This window comes from Bacillus sp. FSL K6-0073 (assembly GCF_038006085.1).
Lineage (GTDB): Bacteria > Bacillota > Bacilli > Bacillales > Bacillaceae_G > Bacillus_A > Bacillus_A cereus.
In genome coordinates this window covers 4,075,314-4,091,747 of sequence record NZ_JBBOUN010000001.1, presented here as the reverse complement: position 1 = coordinate 4,091,747, position 16,434 = coordinate 4,075,314, and the positions used below count along the sequence as shown (strand labels likewise).

Below are 16,434 nucleotides of genomic sequence, written 5' to 3'. Positions count from 1 at the left end.
AATTTAAGAATATAATATCTTTATTTTAATTGTCAAGTTTTAAAAATTAGCTAGGGCATTCATACAAACGATACAATTCCTACAATCATACACTAAAAAAGGAATTTATAGAGTGAAAAGCGAAGATAACATTCTCAATTAGCTTGTTAATATGTGTCTCTCACAAATTAAAGTTTATTGGAGACCAGTCTTTTAAAAAAATTTGTGAGGAATTCAGTAGAACAAGATATATGAAGTGAGTGAAGACTAGTGATGAACATACTACATTTTTTATTAGAGAATACGGTTTTCCAAAATGTGTTACAAGATCTGCAGTTAAATGTCCTTTATATAGAAAATGGATGTAAGCATCAACAAACGGTAGAAAATATCCATCCAAAATGTATGTTTATAGCAAATAGTTTTGAAGAGGGCGAACTATTATTTCAAAGAACGAAACCACACATTATCATTACGTATGTAACAGATTATTCTCAAATAAAATATATAAAGAATATGTATACTCCGCACAGTACATTCATTGTCATTTGGGATCAACAAATAACAAAAGAATTCACAGATGTACTTGCATTAGGAATACGTAATATTGTAATAGCTCCTGTAACTCCGCAAGCAGTGTTAGAGGAAGTGAATAAGAGTTTGTATCAACTTTCTTTAGTAAGGCAAGTTAGTTTGCAGCAGGAATTGCTTCAAACGATGTTTGATTTTCAAAATGATCTATTATTTATAGTAGAAGATGATGAAATAGTTGATTGTAATACAAATTTTTTAGCTTTTTTCGGATATGAAAATTTATTTGCCTATCGTGAGCAACATTTAGTATTTGCTGAACATTTTATTAGAGAAAATGGATACTACTCGACGACGCATGATATAACATGGCTAGACGATACTTTATCTAGTGGTAGAAGAATTAAGATGTTAAATTATGAAGGGGCAGTATCTACTTTTCTATTACGTGCGACACCATTGCCAGAAGATTTATCAAGATTTATTGTAAAGTGCACGGAAATTACAGAATTAGATGAAACCTATCAAGAACAAGAAAGACTTGCTATGATAGATTCATTGACAGAGATTTATAATCGTTTAAAGTTTCAACAAATACTAGAGGTAGAATGGGAAAAGGTAATACGTAGTGATGAGAAAATAGCAATCATTTTATTTGATATAGATAATTTTAAAACAGTTAATGACACATATGGTCATGATTTTGGCGATTTAGCATTAATACAACTTGCAGAGCTTATGAAATCTAAAGTGGAGCAGCAACATGTATTTGCAAGATGGGGAGGAGAAGAATTCATTATATTAGTGACAAATACAGTAGAAAAGGAAGCATTTCAAGTTGCGGAGTCATTACGATTCTTCATTGAAACAAAGCAATTTACTGGAATTTCGAAGTTAACAGCTAGCTTTGGAGTTGCGTTATATGAACAAGGAACTACAAGAGAAGAATTAATGCAACGAGCGGACATTGCATTATATGAAGCGAAAAAAAATGGAAAGAATCAAGTATGTGTGTATAGAAAAGAAAAAATGTAATTTTTCGCAACAAATTGTTGCGATTTTTTTTTATTGTTTGATAATAGAATAGGGGGGACAATTTTTAGCGAAGGAATTATGGAGGATCGATATGATAAAAAAAGTAATGGTGATGGCTTCACTGTCTGCTATAGTTGGCGGCGGAGTATACTATTTTCTTGTTAGCCCCAATATAAAGGAAAACACTGTATTAACAACTAAAGTGAATCCTACTATTGAATCAGAAGTACAAGGGAATATAGAAGAAAAAGAAGAGCAACAAATTGATTATGCTAGCATATCTCAAAAATTAGATCAATATTTAGTCGGAAAGCAATTTAATGGAACAGTTTTGGTAACAGATAAAGAGCGTGTTATATTGAATAAAGGATATGGGTATGCTGATGTTCAAAATAAAATAGAAAATACGCCTCAAACAAAATATCGTATCGGTTCTATTACGAAAACAGTTGTTGCCACATCTATTTTACAGTTGCAAGAACAAGGTAAATTGAATATTCAAGATAATGTAAATAAATATATTCCTTCATTTCCGGAGAATAAAAATATTACGCTATATCATTTATTAACGCATACCTCTGGTTTACCTGAACATGCAAAAGGAAATGTGAATGCTGCTTCCCGTTTACAGTTAATTAATTGGATTGGACGTCAAAATTTAGAATTTCCTGCAGGAACAGGTTGGAGATATACAGATTATAATTATATGGTTCTTGCTTATATAATAGAACATATCTCCAAAAAACCTTTAGGAGATTACATAAAAGAAAACATATTTTTAAAAGTAGATATGCATGAATCCGGTATGGGAAATATGGTACCTGGAGATAAAAATTTTGCAAAGGGTTATGTGAAAAAAAATCAAGAGCTTGTACCAGCGCAAAAGTTAGGCATGGATTGGCTATATGGTTGTGGTGAGATGTATACGACAGTTGGAGATATGAAGAAGTTAGACGAAGCAATTATAAATGGAAAACTTCTTTCTGAACAAAGTATACAAGCAATGTTTTCGCCTTCAGCAGAACGGAAATATGCATTTAGTTTTTATATATATCCAGATTATTTTCATAATCATGGTGTATTATCTGGTTGGAACACTTTTAATAATTTTAATAAAGAAAAAGGAATTTTTGTTATGTTATTTTCAAATGTGAAAAATAGTATGGATGATGACTTTAATAAAGAGTTCCGAAAGATGGTAAATGATTTATTAGAACAAAGGGGATGAGAAAATGGAACATAAAACTGTATCAATAGGTTTCATTGGTATTGGCGTAATGGGAAAAAGTATGGTTTATCACTTAATGCAAGATGGTCATAAAGTATATGTATATAATAGAACGAAAGCAAAAACAGATTCTTTAGTGCAAGCTGGTGCACATTGGTGTGATACGCCAAAAGAGTTAGTGAAGCAAGTTGATATTGTAATGACAATGGTTGGATATCCACATGATGTAGAAGAAGTGTATTTTGGTATAGAAGGAATTATAGAACATGCAAAAGAAGGTACGATAGCAATTGACTTTACGACATCTACACCTACTTTAGCAAAACGTATTAATGAAGTTGCAAAAAGCAAAAAAATATATACGTTAGATGCACCTGTCTCAGGAGGAGATGTTGGCGCGAAAGAAGCAAAACTCGCAATTATGGTAGGTGGAGAGAAAGAAATATATGATAGATGCTTACCTTTACTTGAAAAGTTAGGAACAAACATTCAATTACAAGGACCAGCTGGGAGTGGACAACATACAAAAATGTGCAATCAAATTGCCATTGCTTCCAATATGATTGGAGTATGTGAAGCTGTTGCTTACGCGAAGAAGGCTGGACTGAATCCAGATAAAGTGTTAGAGAGTATTTCAACAGGGGCAGCAGGTAGCTGGTCATTAAGTAATTTAGCTCCTCGAATGTTAAAAGGAGACTTTGAGCCAGGATTTTATGTAAAGCATTTTATGAAAGATATGAAAATTGCTTTAGAGGAAGCAGAAAAATTACAATTACCAGTCCCAGGCTTAAGTTTGGCGAAAGAATTGTATGAAGAGTTAATTAAGGATGGCGAAGAAAATAGTGGAACACAAGTATTATATAAAAAATATATAAGGGGGTAAACGAGGTGGACCTTCAAAAGTTTGATGAGATGATTGATACTGTACAGCGAGCTACTTGTATGCAAATTAATGAAAGACAAAAAGAAGCTTTTAAACAAAAATATGATTTTGAACCAGAATTTGAATATGGAAGAGATGAGAAGGGACATTATGTAATTCGAACCTCAAAAAAGATGTTAGAAGAAATGGAGTTTTATTTAGCATTGAAATATGATCGTGATGGAGTGGATCTTTATATGCAAGCTGAGATTGACGGCATATTTCATGTATCTGTTAGCTATGGTGAAGATGCCCTACATCTACAAGAATTGTTTCAATTTCTAGAAGAAAGTAAATAAAAGTCCTCAAATGAGGACTTTTATTTATTTAGTCATCTTTAATTTTTATAATTATAAGTTAGACGCGCGGCGGCATCGTTCAACCGGGAACGGGATAATTTGTGCGACGTGATTAGGACCAAATTGTTTTGTACGAGCATGGCGTATTATATAAAAAGCACACAGAATTGAAACAGGAATAGCGCCGAATAAACCAAACAATAAAGCGCTTACACAAGATGCGACAAATCCTAAAACACCAATTTCTAACTCTTCCATAATAGCTCCTAAAATAACAGGAAATGCTCCACATGTAACTCCAAGTATAAGTGCGATAAGTAAGCTCATGATTATCCCCCTCTGTTTGCGATATTATTTTCCTTCTTAATTAATTGTAGTATATCACATATAAAACAGAATTTTCAGAAAAAATTCAATAAATGTTCAAAAAATGTTCGGAAAATGCACTTGAAAAATCAAGGTGTTAAATTTGTGATGAAATAGTACTTTCAAGTAAATAAAAAATCAGGCTTATTTCAAAATGAAATAAGCCTGTTCCATAGGAGGATGTATATATGTAGAGTGAATAAAAGTTTGGAAAAGGGGGTCCAAGTCCTTTTATTCAACTAACTACCTTAATAGATTGGAACCCAGCCTTCAGTTGTCACAAAAATACGAATAGCTACAACTTGGCGATCATCTTGCAAGGTAAAATAATGTCTTGCATTTTCAGAAACAGATATTAAATCGCCTGGCTCAAGTTCAACATCAAAGAATTTCCCATCTTTACCTTCAATAGCGAAAATGCCATGACCACTGACGATAAAGCGAACTTCGTCATCTGTATGATGGTGTTCCTTTTGGAAATTAATTAATAATTCGTCAAGGTTAGGGGTGCTATTTGAAAGTGAAATTACATCATGTGCTTTATAACCACGGCGTGCTGAAACATCAGCGATTTCTTTTGAAAACACAGCTAATATTTCAGCTTTGTTTTCATCTGTTAACGAATAATTTTCATTTAAATGAGTAGGAAGTTTAGAAATATTCCATTTCTCATATAAAACGCCTTCCTCTTGTAGAAATTTAGATACTTCCACTTCATTTTCAATACGAGTATTTACTTCATGAATACGAATTTGCGCCATTAGAAACGCCTCCTTGAATTGATAATAGTTTTATATGAAATTGGAATAAAAACTCATAAGCTTCTAATCTCTTCTTTGCATCAAAGCTATCTCGGCCCCATACGGTAATACCGTGGTTACGGATTAATACTGCACCCGAATCTCCTTGTATATGCTTTCGGAAGTTTTCTCCAAGTGTTGGGATATGGGCATGGTTTTCGATAATAGGAATGTGAATGGTTGCATCTTCTTCCCAAATATCGAGAGCTTTAATAATTTCTTGATTTTGAAGGATGACTGCATCACTATATAAATTTGTGATGACATTATTATCGGTTGTATGAACATGAAGTACGCAACCGGCATTCGTATTGTTATAAATGTGTGTATGCAATATTGTTTCTGCTGAAGGGCGTAATTCAGTCTCTAAAACGGGAACTCCTACATGATCTACTAATAGAAAATCATCTGGAGTGGTTTTTGTTTTATCTTTACCGCTTGCTGTAATAAGAAAAGTAAGTGGTTCATGACTAACCTTTATAGAAATATTACCACTTGTTGCTGGGAACCAATTTCGTGTTGTTAACTCTTTTTTTATCTCGCTTAAGTCATACCATTGACGAAAAAGTTGTTTCATGCCTTCACCTCCAACAAAAGTTTTAATTCAGCTTGCACATCTTGAAATGTTTCAAACGGTGTATAAGCAATATGATTTTCTTCACACTTTGTAATAAGAAAATCGCGAGCGAATACTTTATCAGCTTGTTTCGCGGCTTGTAAATCAGTAATAGAATCTCCAATTACAATATGAAAGTCATTTGTATCACTTAATTTACGGATTAATGATGATTTACATAATCCGCAATGATTTTGACAATGATCATCACAAGAATGAGGCCATTTAACTGTAATAAACTCTGCTGAAAAGTCTGTTTCATTACAATAAATTTGCTCTTTTGGAATGATTCCTTGTAAGAGTGGATAGACGAAGAAATCCATTCCACCTGATATCACGTAAAAAGAAATGTTATTTTCCTTTACGAATTGTATAAACTCATGAAAACCACTACGGATTTCAGCAGTTTCTATTAAAAATTGAATAATATCATCGTGCAGATTAGTAGGTATTAATTGAAATAATTGAGAAACACCTTCTTGAATGGATAGTTCTTGTGATAAAATTTTATTCTTTACTTCTTCGGCTTCTGGTGGTGCGAATTTTTCCATAATGGACATAATGTTATCATTATTTGTAATCGTGCCATCGAAATCACAAAATACTTGAATACTCATAATTTCACCTCATAAGAGGGATTTCCCCATATTTGTAGTGCACTATGCAAATTTATGTCGTCTACTTCATGGAGTGGTTTATTTTGTAAAGTAGCATCAATTGCAGTACGGAAAGCTTTACCGCCGCCTTGCGCTCCATTTGGATGTCCGTGTATCCCGCCGCCAGCATTAATAACAACATCTTTACCGAAATCTCGTACAATAAAGGGAACGAAACCAGGATGAATACCAGCAGACGGAACAGAAAAGCTCTTCTTGAAAAATGCATCGTCTTCAGTTAAATATTTTGAGATAGCAAGAGCCTCTTCTTTTTCTAGCGCAACACTTCCGTATGGAGATGGGAATAATGAAAAGTCAGCCCCAGCATAACGTAGTAGCTTTCCAAGTAATAATGGTGATGAAACTCCATATAACTTGGATGCTGAATAAGCACCACTTACAGCAGGATGTGCCATAATAGGAACTGGGATTTCATCATCTTCTGCAAGTGATTGTAGTACATCTAGTCCGTAAGCAAATACGTTAAATAATAGAATATCAGCTCCAGCTTGCACTGCACGTTTAGCATTTTCTTTTAAATCAAAAGTTCGTCCTGTTAAATTTACGGCATATAACGTTTTATGACCGTATGTTTCGTAGACAGATTGTAAAACTTCTTTTCCAGATACAATGCGTTTCGTAAGTGGTGTTAATGCATTTTCAAATAATATTTCATCATCTTTTACTATATCTACACCACCAATTGCTTGATCGCGTAATTGCGTTTTTAAATACCCAATGTTTCGTCCAATCATTCCTTTAAAAATACTCATTAAAAGGGGACGATCATGCACTTGTAAAAGATTTCGAATACCATCTATCCCCAATTTTGGACCAGGAAAATGTTTTTTTAACTCGTCTGAAAAAGTTAAGTCAATTAGTTTTACTTCGCCATCAAGTGATAGCTTTCCAAATGTAGTCGTTAAAATCGCTGGTAAATCTGGACTGAAGTTTAATAGCGGATATTCGATTTTAATAATTCCACGTTTTACTTTTTTACGTAAATACGAATTGGTATATTCATGTTCAGCTAATTCCTCAACATGAATGACGTTGCCTTTATGCTGCTTTAATTGTTCTTGCAATAAGTGTGGCAAATGAGTCCAAGAGCCAATTGTTAAACCGAGTGCAATTTGCTCAGCTTTTTTTTCTAAGTTATGTGAATCATCATGGATTAAATACGTCGCTATAATTCCGCTCATTGTTATAACCTCCTAGTTAAATAAAAAAACCTCTCAGCTAAGGAGAGGTTTTTTTACAACCAGCTCCTTATCTGTCAGCGTAATGCTGCGAGAATTAGCACCGTGTCTACAATTGTAGATCGGTTGCCGGGTTTCGTCGGGCTCGTCCCTCCACCTGCTCTTGATAAGAAGTATTTAGAAATGTTTAAAATTTTAAGATAACTGAATTTTGTCAGATATTTTTCGTGTTGTCAATTACTTTTTGAAAAAATTTAATTTACCAATTCGATTAATGGCTTCTCGTAATCTATCTTCTGCATGCAAGAGACCAACACGGACATACCCTTCCCCATGCTCACCAAATCCAACACCAGGAGCAACTGCGACATGTGCTTTTTCTAGTAAAATATCAGAAAATTGCTCAGAGGTATATCCTTTTGGAACGGGAAGCCATGCAAAGAATGATCCTGTTGGAATGTCTACATTCCAACCAATTGAGTGACAGGCTGAAATAAGAGCGTTTCTTCGAGATTCGTAACTATTTACAAGGTCTATTACGCAAGACTGTGAACTTAATAGCGCTTCTCGAGCAGCATCTTGAACTGCACCGAATATACTAACATACATATGATCTTGTAATAGGTTAATTGTTTCAATCACACTTTCATTCCCTACAGCAAAAGCGATGCGCCAGCCAGCCATATTGAAAGTTTTTGATAATGTGTAAATTTCAATTCCTATATCTTTCGCACCATCTGCTTGCAAGAAACTAACAGGTTTTTGACCATCAAATCCGATAGCGCCATAAGCAAAATCGTGAACAACTAATATATTATGTTTATTAGCAAAGTGAATGGTTTCATCAAAAAAATCTTTTGATGCAGTAGCACCGGTAGGATTATTTGGATAGTTTAAAAACATTAATTTTGCACGCTCTGCAATAGAGTCATCAATGTTCGTATAATCTGGTAAAAAGTTATTTTCTGCAATAAGCGGCATTGTTTCAAAGTGTGCTTTTGCTAAAGCAACCCCGGATAAATAATCTGGATAACCTGGATCCGGAACGAGAATCGTATCACCAGGATTTGTAAAACAAATCGGTAATTCTACTAGTCCAGCCTTCCCGCCAAACAAAATAGCAACTTCAGTTTTTGGGTTTAATTCGACGCCGTATTCACGTTTATAGAATGTAGCCACGGCTTCCTTTAAGCTTTCATGTCCGCGAAATGGCGGATATTTATGATGAATGGTCTTTTCGGCAGCATCTTGTAAAGCTTTTACGATATGCTGCGGTGTTGGTTGATCTGGATTACCTTGACCTAGATTAATAACATCGTGACCAGCTGCAACGACTTTGTTAACTTTTGCAACAAGTGAAGCGAAAAATTGTGTTGGCAATGATGTTACTATCTCAGAAGGTTGAAATAATTTCATACTTTCCACCTCTTTTGAAAGTTGTTACAATTCTAGTGACAAATGATATAATCTTTCCAGTATTTTGTAAAGAGAAAAATAAGAATGGGGCTGAAAAAATGAAAGTCGCATGTATTCAAATGGATATTGTTTTTGGAGATGTAGAAAAAAATATTGAGAATGCTAAAAATAAAATAAGCGAAGCTATGAAGGAAAGACCAGATGTTATCGTCTTACCAGAACTATGGACAACAGGATATGATTTAACGAGACTTTCTGAAATTGCAGATAGGGATGGAGTGGAAACGAAAGAAAAGTTAATAGAATGGGCGAAGCAATATGATGTACACATTGTTGGTGGGTCCATAGCGAAGCAAACGGATCAAGGCGTTACAAATACGATGTATGTTGTAAATAATGAAGGACAGCTAGTCAACGAATATAGTAAAGTGCATTTATTTCAGCTTATGGATGAACATAAATATTTAATAGCTGGTAATGGTACGGGCGAATTTAAGCTAGATGATGTTGAATGCGCTGGAACAATTTGTTATGACATTCGTTTTCCAGAGTGGATGCGTGTCCATACTGCTAAAGGGGCAAAAGTATTATTTGTTGTAGCTGAATGGCCATTAGTTCGTTTAGCACATTGGCGTTTGCTATTGCAAGCAAGAGCAGTTGAAAATCAATGTTATGTTGTTGCGTGTAATAGAGCAGGAAAGGATTCGAATAATGTATTTGCAGGTCATTCTTTAATTGTGGATCCTTGGGGTGAAGTTGTAGTAGAGGCGAATGAAGAGGAATCAATTTTATTTGGAGAGCTTGTATTCGAGAAAATTAAAGAAGTACGTAAAGGAATTCCAGTTTTTGCGGATCGCCGTCCAGAATTATACAAATAAAATGTTGACAAGTGATTTTTATTCTTGGTATAGTCTTCAACATAAAGTTAAAAATTCAAAAAATTATACAACTCTTATCAAGAGCAGGTGGAGGGATTTGGCCCGATGAAGCCCAGCAACCGACCGTAATACCATTGTGAAATGGGGCGTTTATTACGCCAAAAGGCACGGTGCTAATTCCAGCAGAAAGTAAAACTTTCTGGCAGATAAGAGGGGAGAAGATAAACTTCAAACCTCTTTCTTAGTGGAAAGAGGTTTTTCTATGTTAGAAAAACCTCTGAATTTAAAAAGGGGGAGAAGACGATGGGATATTATTCATTAACAGAAATAACAGCTGTACAATATGCGAAAGATCATGGCTATTTTGAAGAGAAGGCAAATGTCATTTGTCATGAAATTGGAGATGGAAACTTAAATTACGTGTTCAAATTAGATGATGGAGAGAAATCCATTATAATAAAACAAGCACTGCCTTATGCTAAAGTAGTTGGTGAAAGCTGGCCATTGTCTATAAAAAGAGCAACGATTGAAAGCAAGGCACTGCAAATTTTTGCGCAGTATGTACCGGATTATGTTCCAGTAGTGTACAGTCATGATGAAGAGTTAGCGATAACGGTAGTAGAAGACTTATCAAGACTAACAATTACAAGAAAAGGATTAATAGACGGAGAAGAATATCCGCTTTTATCCCAGCATATTGGTCGTTTTCTAGCACATGTTTTATTTTACACTTCAGATTTTGGTTTACAGTCAGAAGAGAAGAGGGTACTAGAAGGTGCCTTTGTAAATCCGGACCTTTGTAAAATTACAGAGGATTTAGTGTTTACAGATCCATTTGGACATTATGATACAAATGATTATGAGCCAGATTTACAGCTCGTGGTTGATGAACTTTGGAGTGATAAAACTTTAAAACTAAAAGTAGCACAATATAAATATAAGTTCTTAACAAGAAAAGAAACTCTTATTCATGGTGATTTACATACTGGTAGTATTTTTTCGTCACCTTCTGAAACGAAAGTGATTGATCCAGAATTTGCGACATATGGCCCATTTGGATTTGACATAGGTCAATTTATTGCAAATCTATTATTAAATGCTTTATCTAGAGAAGAAGAAAAGAGAAGTGTACTATTTTTTCATATAGAAAAGACGTGGAGTTATTTTGTAGAGACTTTTACAAAGTTATGGATTGGGGAAGGTGTAGAAGCATATACGAAAGAAAAACAATGGTTACCAATTATTTTGCAAAATATCTTTACTGATGCTGTTGGATTTGCCGGATGTGAACTAATTCGTAGAACAATTGGTTTAGCTCATGTAGCAGATTTAGATGAAATAGAAAATAAAGAAACAAGAATTCAAGCTAAGAAACAAGCGCTATCCTTAGGAAAAGAACTAATAAAATATGAATCTAAAAGTGCTGATATTCAACTGTTTCGAACATTATTTCAACAGACAGTTTCAAGGGGTGTAAAAGCATGAGTACAATCGTTACTGTTCCGAGATCTGTAAGTTGGAAAGGTGATGCAATTGCGGTATTAAATCAAACGAAATTGCCACATAGCACAGAATACAAAACATTAACGACTATTGAAGAGGTTTGGAAAAGTATCATAATGTTAGAAGTACGCGGAGCGCCTGCAATTGGAATTGTAGCTGCATTTGGCTTGGCGCTTGCAGCGAAAAAATATAATACTTTACATATCGAAGAATTTCAAAAGAAGTTTAATAGAGACTGTAACTATTTACGGACATCACGCCCAACGGCAGTAAATTTATTTTGGGCAATTGATCGTATGAGAGAATCTATTCGAGAGATTACTACAATAAAAGAAGCACAAAAAATATTAGAAGAAGAAGCGCTTCGTATTCAACAGGAAGATGAAGAGGTGTGTCGAAATATTGGGGAATATGCGTTAACATGTTTTAAAGATGGCGATAATATTTTAACAATCTGTAACGCTGGAAGTATTGCAACTGCCAGATATGGAACTGCATTAGCTCCCTTTTATATTGGAAAAGAGAAAGGTGTGCGTTTACATGCATATGCGTGTGAAACGAGGCCAGTTTTACAAGGTGGTCGCTTAACGACGTGGGAATTGAAGCAAGCAAATATTGATGTGACCCTTATTACAGATAATACTGCAGCTCATGCTATTCAAACGAAAGAAATAAACGCGATTATTGTGGGAGCGGATCGAATTGTCGCAAATGGAGATACAGCCAATAAAATAGGGACAATGAATTTAGCTATTTTAGCAAAGCACTTTAATATCCCATTTTACGTTGCTGCTCCACTGTCAACATTTGATGTTACGAAAGAAACTGGAGCCGAAATTATTATTGAAGAAAGAGATGAAACAGAAGTTACAAAAATCTTTGGAAAACAAGTAGCACCAATTGGAACGGATGTTTATAATCCAGCATTTGACATAACGCCGAATGAATTAATTACAGGAATTATTACTGAGAAAGGTATTATACGCGGGGACTATAAACGAGAAATTGCATCATTATTTGAAAAACAAGCTAATACATAATAGCTTGTTTTTTTATGCCTAAATGCAGTGTTTTCTCTTACTTATATAATGAAAGGAGGGGAAGAGGATGGAAGAGTGGATCAAGATGATAGGTAATGTAGGGTTTCCGATTGTTGTAACATTATATTTACTCCACCGTATTGAAAGTAAATTAGAGGGGGTAATTGTTGCAATTGAGAAGCTCCCTCGGCAATTACTAAAGTACGAAGATCCTCGGGATAAAAAATAAAGTTTGCTCTTCTTGAGCAAACTTTATTTTTATTGAGCGGTATAACCCCCATCTATAACAACAGCTTGTCCCGTTATACCTTTAGCTTTTTCACTCGCTAAAAACATCGCATAATCAGCGATTTCTTGTACTTGTAATAAGCGCTTTTGTGGGACGAGTGGATAAATAACATCTTCTAAAACATTTTCAAGTGGTACATTTCGTGTAGTAGCTAAGTCTTGTAGTTGATTACGTACAAGAGGGGTATCGACATAACCAGGGCAAAGGGCATTAACAGTAATACCATGCGTAGCACCTTCTAAAGCAGCAACTTTTGTTAATCCAATTACGCCATGTTTTGCACTATTGTAGGCAGCTTTTCCAGCAAATCCGACAAGGCCGTTAATAGAAGCGACATTAATAATACGACCATATTTTTGTTGTTTCATAATCGGAAAGGCATGCTTAATTGCGATAAACGGAGCAATTTGCATAATTTGAATTAGTAGCTCGAACTTTTCAGTTGGAAAGTCTTCAATGGGTGAAACGTGTTGCATTCCTGCGTTGTTAATTAATATATGTAATGAACCGAAATGATCAACTGTTTGAGAAATTGCTGCTGTAATTTCCTCTTCAGATGTAACGTCACATTTTAAACCGATAGCTTGAAAACCTTCATTTTGTAATTGTTCAGCAGCTTCTTTTGCACGTTCTTCAAGCCGATCGGTAATCACAACTTTTGCACCTTCTTTTGCAAAAGCCTTTCCCATTTCATAACCAATGCCACTTGCAGCACCTGTTAAAAAGACAACTCGATTTGTAACCATGATGAAAAACATCCCTTCATAATAAAGTTTTCATAGTGCTCTATTTAGAGAAGCTATAATGAAATTCCTGCAAACATTTGGAAAAAATATCGTTAGCTATCTTGTTTTGCAAAATAGTCTTTGCTATACTATTTTGTAAAGCAAGATACTTACGCTTATCTATCTTGTAAAGCAAGATAGTAGGAGGATTTGAATTATGTCGACAAGTCAAATGCTGAAAGGGATTTTAGAAGGATGCTTACTTGCTATTATTTCTGAAGGCGAAATATACGGTTATGAAATGAGTGAAAAGCTAGCGAAGTATGGTTTTACAATGGCGAGTGAGGGGAGTATTTATCCGTTATTAATACGAATGCAAAAAGAAGGACTAATAACAAGCGTAATGAAGGAATCTCCATCTGGTCCAAAGCGAAAATATTATACATTAACAGAAAAAGGCGAGGAAGCACTTGATGAATTTATGGATCGCTGGGAAGCGATGCAAAGTAGTGTAGAGCGTCTACTGGTAGGGAAGGGGAGAAAAAAATAATGCTATCAAGAGAAGCACGAAAGTTTTTGTTAGATATGAGATTATTTTTGACGGCAAAGAGTGTAAAAGAAAGTGATATTGAAAACTTTTTAGAAGATGCAGAGTTGCATTTAATAGAAGGTGAGAGTGAGGGGAAGAGTGTAGAAGATATTTTCGGAAGCTCCCCGAAAGAATATGCGCATGAACTTGTAAAGGTAATGGAAAAGGATAGACGGGAAACGTGGAAGCAAATTGGTTTTACAGTAATGAATATCGTATCGTTTTGGATTATTGCTTCTATCTTAATAGTGAATAATGGAATGTTACAGATTTCACTTATTCAGTGTATCGGTTATAGTTTTTCATTTATTTTAGTTGTTATAGGTCCTAATTTTCTACTTCGCAAAATGACCTTCGTAACAAGCTTTACAAAAACATGGTTTTCTATGTGGTCTTTAGTTATGATTGCTCCAATGTTTTTATTAGGAGCTGTTACGATATTAGATGTGATATATCCGACAAAAATGCTCACATTCACCGAAGTGCAAAGTTATATAGTGTCTGGTGGGATTTTTATCATCACAGTAACTATAAATATATATTTTGAAGGATGGTTTAAAAATTTATATTTAATCATTCCACTTTCAATTATGTTAGTGTTTAAAACATTTACAACGGAAGATCTTATGCCAATGCTATTTCAAATTATATGTTTATACGGAAGTTTATTTATTTTAATTTTTGTTGAAATTATGATGAAGACGAATAGAAGAGAAATGGTTAAATAAGGGAGGAGTTATAATGAAGATTTCTAAAGAAGGTGAAAAGTTTTTAATTGATACGAAAGTATATTTAATAACAAAAGGGATTAAAGAAGAAGATGTGGACGCTTTTCTAGAAGATGCAGAGCTTCATTTAATAGAAGGTGAAAAAAAGGGAAAGACAGTAAGTGACATATTTGGTGACTCACCAAAAGAGTATGCGGAAGAATTAGCGAAAGAGATGGAGAAGGATAAAAGCGGGAGCATAAAAAGTATTTTAGGGATGATTATTGGTATTGGTGGATATTGGTTACTGACAAATATTTTATTTGGAAGCCCGATCAACAATTTACGTTAACAAATGTACAGTTAATTGGTTATCCTATCGTTTTAATCATTACGATTATTGGAACGATTGTTGCATTTAGAATGTCTTCTTTTAAAAGTAAATTAGTAGAATTTGGAATGATTTATGTAATAGTAATGGTTCCTATTTTATTATTGGTGTTATTGATGTTTATGAATAAATGGTATGGGACACCTGTATTGCAATTGGCGACAATGCAAACATATATATTAGCAGCAATTATCTTTTTATTACTTCTTATTGGTGAAGTATATGTTCTTGGCTGGATGGGTGTTTTTGTACTAATTGTTCCTCTTATGATTATGTTCTTATTTAAGGACTTAGAAGAAAGTAATGTATTTTGGGGAATTGCAAAGGTCTTACTTATGTATGGAAGTATATATGGATTAATGAAATGGTCTTTAAAAATTGAAGAAAGAAAAAGTATGAACTAGAAATTCAATAAAAAGCGGCTGCTCTGGATATACCAAAAATTATTTCCAAAGAAATATTATATAGGGATTTTTAGAGGGATTACATTTACATTTAGTTGTCTATTTTTATTTCTAGCAGCCGGGATTTGTTTTGTTGATTGGAATAAGTTTTTTTAAACAGTAACATGAGGGTTACTGTTTTTTTCTTTGTAATAAAGAGCTTTGTAAAGAGAGCGCTTTTTGTTCTGCTGTTAATAAGGAATGAATATGAACGTTTTCTGGACGAGGGACTATCGGATACATAAGATTTGTTGGAGAAGGGTGGTGCTCCGAGCCGGTTGGAGAATGAGGATCTGCATGAGTAAGTTTTCCGTGAACACGTCTTGTAAATAAAATATGACCGATTTCGTGAGCGAGCGTATATATATTTTTCATAGGAGCAGCCGAATTTGTTAAAACGATATAGCCAGTAAGTTGCTGTTGTTTTGCTAAAGAATAAGCGCAGGCAATTACTGCTGTTTCTTTGAAATAATCACTGCCAATATAACAAATATAAAGGTCGCATTCAGGAGCTTCATCTACACATGTTTGGAAAAAGGATGCCAGCTTTTCTTGACTTTGAATGGAATTTTTATAACTGATTTCACGGTCAAAAAAACGGAAAAGTTCATTTAATACAATTACTTCTTGAATTTGAAATGTAATGGGGTGCCAAATTGATTCTGCAACAGCTAAATCTTTTGCGATGCGGTCATCAGAAATATCGGCGCCGGGAGTAATACAAATACATATATTGACGTATGGATCCATAAGGAACACCTCAAATGAAAAAAAGTTCTTCCTATAATATATGTGGGAAAAAGATGTCATGTATGGATAAAC

The 16,434-nt window shown here is 34.3% G+C and carries 18 protein-coding genes, 2 pseudogenes and 2 riboswitches; of the genes and pseudogenes, 12 read left to right on the top strand and 8 right to left on the bottom strand.

Annotated features, from left to right (window positions below):
* Positions 1-252 precede the first annotated feature (252 nt).
* From MHB52_RS21010 to MHB52_RS20995, 4 genes are all read left to right on the top strand, one after another.
* Positions 253-1,545 (top strand): GGDEF domain-containing protein, encoded by a 1,293-nt coding sequence (locus MHB52_RS21010; RefSeq protein ID WP_001023191.1) that lies wholly within the window; start codon positions 253-255, stop codon positions 1,543-1,545.
* A gap of 91 nt (positions 1,546-1,636) precedes the next feature.
* Positions 1,637-2,773, top strand: a complete 1,137-nt coding sequence (locus MHB52_RS21005) for a serine hydrolase (protein ID WP_061663480.1) — start codon at positions 1,637-1,639, stop codon at positions 2,771-2,773.
* A gap of 4 nt (positions 2,774-2,777) precedes the next feature.
* Complete coding sequence (locus MHB52_RS21000) at positions 2,778-3,656, top strand: NAD(P)-dependent oxidoreductase (protein WP_000400471.1); 879 nt, start codon at positions 2,778-2,780, stop codon at positions 3,654-3,656.
* 5 nt (positions 3,657-3,661) lie between these two features.
* A complete protein-coding gene (locus MHB52_RS20995; RefSeq protein ID WP_000365623.1) occupies positions 3,662-3,994 on the top strand; it encodes a DUF3909 family protein in 333 nt (110 codons plus the stop codon).
* Between the two features lie 51 nt (positions 3,995-4,045).
* Here the strand turns inward: MHB52_RS20995 and MHB52_RS20990 are convergent, their stop codons facing one another.
* From MHB52_RS20990 to MHB52_RS20965, 6 genes are all read right to left on the bottom strand, one after another.
* Positions 4,046-4,321, bottom strand: coding sequence for a hypothetical protein (locus MHB52_RS20990; RefSeq protein WP_000054660.1), 276 nt, complete (start codon positions 4,319-4,321; stop codon positions 4,046-4,048).
* A gap of 287 nt (positions 4,322-4,608) precedes the next feature.
* Positions 4,609-5,121 (bottom strand): 1,2-dihydroxy-3-keto-5-methylthiopentene dioxygenase, encoded by a 513-nt coding sequence (locus MHB52_RS20985; protein ID WP_061663481.1) that lies wholly within the window; start codon positions 5,119-5,121, stop codon positions 4,609-4,611.
* Positions 5,099-5,737, bottom strand: coding sequence for a methylthioribulose 1-phosphate dehydratase (locus tag MHB52_RS20980; RefSeq protein ID WP_000811338.1), 639 nt, complete (start codon positions 5,735-5,737; stop codon positions 5,099-5,101). Before MHB52_RS20980 ends, MHB52_RS20985 begins: the two co-directional genes overlap by 23 nt.
* Positions 5,734-6,393, bottom strand: coding sequence for a 2-hydroxy-3-keto-5-methylthiopentenyl-1-phosphate phosphatase (locus MHB52_RS20975; protein WP_061663482.1), 660 nt, complete (start codon positions 6,391-6,393; stop codon positions 5,734-5,736). The genes MHB52_RS20980 and MHB52_RS20975 overlap by 4 nt, the downstream gene beginning before the upstream one ends.
* Positions 6,390-7,634, bottom strand: a complete 1,245-nt coding sequence (gene mtnW / locus MHB52_RS20970; protein WP_016118578.1) for a 2,3-diketo-5-methylthiopentyl-1-phosphate enolase — start codon at positions 7,632-7,634, stop codon at positions 6,390-6,392. The genes MHB52_RS20975 and mtnW overlap by 4 nt, the downstream gene beginning before the upstream one ends.
* Positions 7,635-7,698: 64 nt before the next feature.
* A riboswitch (SAM riboswitch) is annotated at positions 7,699-7,804 on the bottom strand.
* Between the two features lie 64 nt (positions 7,805-7,868).
* A complete protein-coding gene (locus tag MHB52_RS20965) occupies positions 7,869-9,047 on the bottom strand; it encodes a pyridoxal phosphate-dependent aminotransferase (protein WP_044795960.1) in 1,179 nt (392 codons plus the stop codon).
* A 14-nt stretch (positions 9,048-9,061) separates the two neighbouring features.
* Here MHB52_RS20965 and MHB52_RS20960 point away from each other — a divergent pair, with 14 nt between their 5' ends.
* The 4 genes from MHB52_RS20960 to MHB52_RS20945 all read left to right on the top strand — a co-directional run bounded on the left by MHB52_RS20960 (position 9,062) and on the right by MHB52_RS20945 (position 12,697).
* On the top strand, positions 9,062-9,925 hold the full coding sequence (locus tag MHB52_RS20960) for a carbon-nitrogen family hydrolase (RefSeq protein WP_061663496.1): 864 nt from the start codon (positions 9,062-9,064) through the stop codon (positions 9,923-9,925).
* A 71-nt stretch (positions 9,926-9,996) separates the two neighbouring features.
* Positions 9,997-10,138, top strand: a riboswitch (SAM riboswitch).
* Between the two features lie 90 nt (positions 10,139-10,228).
* Positions 10,229-11,410, top strand: coding sequence for an S-methyl-5-thioribose kinase (gene mtnK, locus MHB52_RS20955; protein WP_061663483.1), 1,182 nt, complete (start codon positions 10,229-10,231; stop codon positions 11,408-11,410).
* Complete coding sequence (gene mtnA, locus MHB52_RS20950) at positions 11,407-12,468, top strand: S-methyl-5-thioribose-1-phosphate isomerase (RefSeq protein ID WP_061663484.1); 1,062 nt, start codon at positions 11,407-11,409, stop codon at positions 12,466-12,468. The genes mtnK and mtnA overlap by 4 nt, the downstream gene beginning before the upstream one ends.
* A gap of 67 nt (positions 12,469-12,535) precedes the next feature.
* The gene (locus tag MHB52_RS20945; RefSeq protein WP_000393336.1) at positions 12,536-12,697 is read left to right on the top strand and encodes a YvrJ family protein; all 162 of its coding nucleotides are present in this window, start codon (positions 12,536-12,538) and stop codon (positions 12,695-12,697) included.
* A gap of 29 nt (positions 12,698-12,726) precedes the next feature.
* Here the strand turns inward: MHB52_RS20945 and MHB52_RS20940 are convergent, their stop codons facing one another.
* A complete protein-coding gene (locus MHB52_RS20940; RefSeq protein ID WP_000258428.1) occupies positions 12,727-13,503 on the bottom strand; it encodes a 3-hydroxybutyrate dehydrogenase in 777 nt (258 codons plus the stop codon).
* A gap of 196 nt (positions 13,504-13,699) precedes the next feature.
* On the opposite strand from MHB52_RS20940, the gene MHB52_RS20935 reads away from it, so the two are divergent.
* The 4 genes and pseudogenes from MHB52_RS20935 to MHB52_RS20920 form a co-directional block, all read left to right on the top strand.
* Positions 13,700-14,032: a PadR family transcriptional regulator gene (locus tag MHB52_RS20935; protein ID WP_000107978.1), complete on the top strand. Its 333-nt coding sequence runs from the start codon at positions 13,700-13,702 to the stop codon at positions 14,030-14,032.
* On the top strand, positions 14,032-14,799 hold the full coding sequence (locus MHB52_RS20930) for a DUF1129 domain-containing protein (RefSeq protein ID WP_000952329.1): 768 nt from the start codon (positions 14,032-14,034) through the stop codon (positions 14,797-14,799). The genes MHB52_RS20935 and MHB52_RS20930 overlap by 1 nt, the downstream gene beginning before the upstream one ends.
* A gap of 13 nt (positions 14,800-14,812) precedes the next feature.
* Positions 14,813-15,573: pseudogene (locus MHB52_RS20925) on the top strand (DUF1129 domain-containing protein).
* A 12-nt stretch (positions 15,574-15,585) separates the two neighbouring features.
* Positions 15,586-15,729: pseudogene (locus MHB52_RS20920) on the top strand (DNA-binding protein); the annotation flags it as partial.
* Positions 15,730-15,744: 15 nt separating this feature from the next.
* Here the strand turns inward: MHB52_RS20920 and MHB52_RS20915 are convergent.
* Entirely contained in the window at positions 15,745-16,362 is a 618-nt protein-coding gene (locus MHB52_RS20915) for an ImmA/IrrE family metallo-endopeptidase (RefSeq protein WP_016118574.1), read from the bottom strand.
* Positions 16,363-16,434 lie beyond the last annotated feature (72 nt).

Bases quoted from the DNA above. Each gene is read 5' to 3' on its own strand.
- MHB52_RS20985 (WP_061663481.1), bottom strand. From the start codon at position 5,121: ATGGCGCAAATTCGTATTCATGAAGTAAATACTCGTATTGAAAATGAA.
- MHB52_RS21010 (WP_001023191.1), top strand. From the start codon at position 253: ATGAACATACTACATTTTTTATTAGAGAATACGGTTTTCCAAAATGTG.
- MHB52_RS20965 (WP_044795960.1), bottom strand. From the start codon at position 9,047: ATGAAATTATTTCAACCTTCTGAGATAGTAACATCATTGCCAACACAA.
- MHB52_RS20980 (WP_000811338.1), bottom strand. From the start codon at position 5,737: ATGAAACAACTTTTTCGTCAATGGTATGACTTAAGCGAGATAAAAAAA.
- MHB52_RS20975 (WP_061663482.1), bottom strand. From the start codon at position 6,393: ATGAGTATTCAAGTATTTTGTGATTTCGATGGCACGATTACAAATAAT.
- MHB52_RS20940 (WP_000258428.1), bottom strand. From the start codon at position 13,503: ATGGTTACAAATCGAGTTGTCTTTTTAACAGGTGCTGCAAGTGGCATT.
- MHB52_RS20935 (WP_000107978.1), top strand. From the start codon at position 13,700: ATGTCGACAAGTCAAATGCTGAAAGGGATTTTAGAAGGATGCTTACTT.
- mtnA (WP_061663484.1), top strand. From the start codon at position 11,407: ATGAGTACAATCGTTACTGTTCCGAGATCTGTAAGTTGGAAAGGTGAT.
- MHB52_RS20945 (WP_000393336.1), top strand. From the start codon at position 12,536: ATGGAAGAGTGGATCAAGATGATAGGTAATGTAGGGTTTCCGATTGTT.
- MHB52_RS20915 (WP_016118574.1), bottom strand. From the start codon at position 16,362: ATGGATCCATACGTCAATATATGTATTTGTATTACTCCCGGCGCCGAT.
- MHB52_RS20930 (WP_000952329.1), top strand. From the start codon at position 14,032: ATGCTATCAAGAGAAGCACGAAAGTTTTTGTTAGATATGAGATTATTT.
- MHB52_RS20990 (WP_000054660.1), bottom strand. From the start codon at position 4,321: ATGAGCTTACTTATCGCACTTATACTTGGAGTTACATGTGGAGCATTT.
- MHB52_RS21005 (WP_061663480.1), top strand. From the start codon at position 1,637: ATGATAAAAAAAGTAATGGTGATGGCTTCACTGTCTGCTATAGTTGGC.
- mtnW (WP_016118578.1), bottom strand. From the start codon at position 7,634: ATGAGCGGAATTATAGCGACGTATTTAATCCATGATGATTCACATAAC.
- MHB52_RS21000 (WP_000400471.1), top strand. From the start codon at position 2,778: ATGGAACATAAAACTGTATCAATAGGTTTCATTGGTATTGGCGTAATG.
- mtnK (WP_061663483.1), top strand. From the start codon at position 10,229: ATGGGATATTATTCATTAACAGAAATAACAGCTGTACAATATGCGAAA.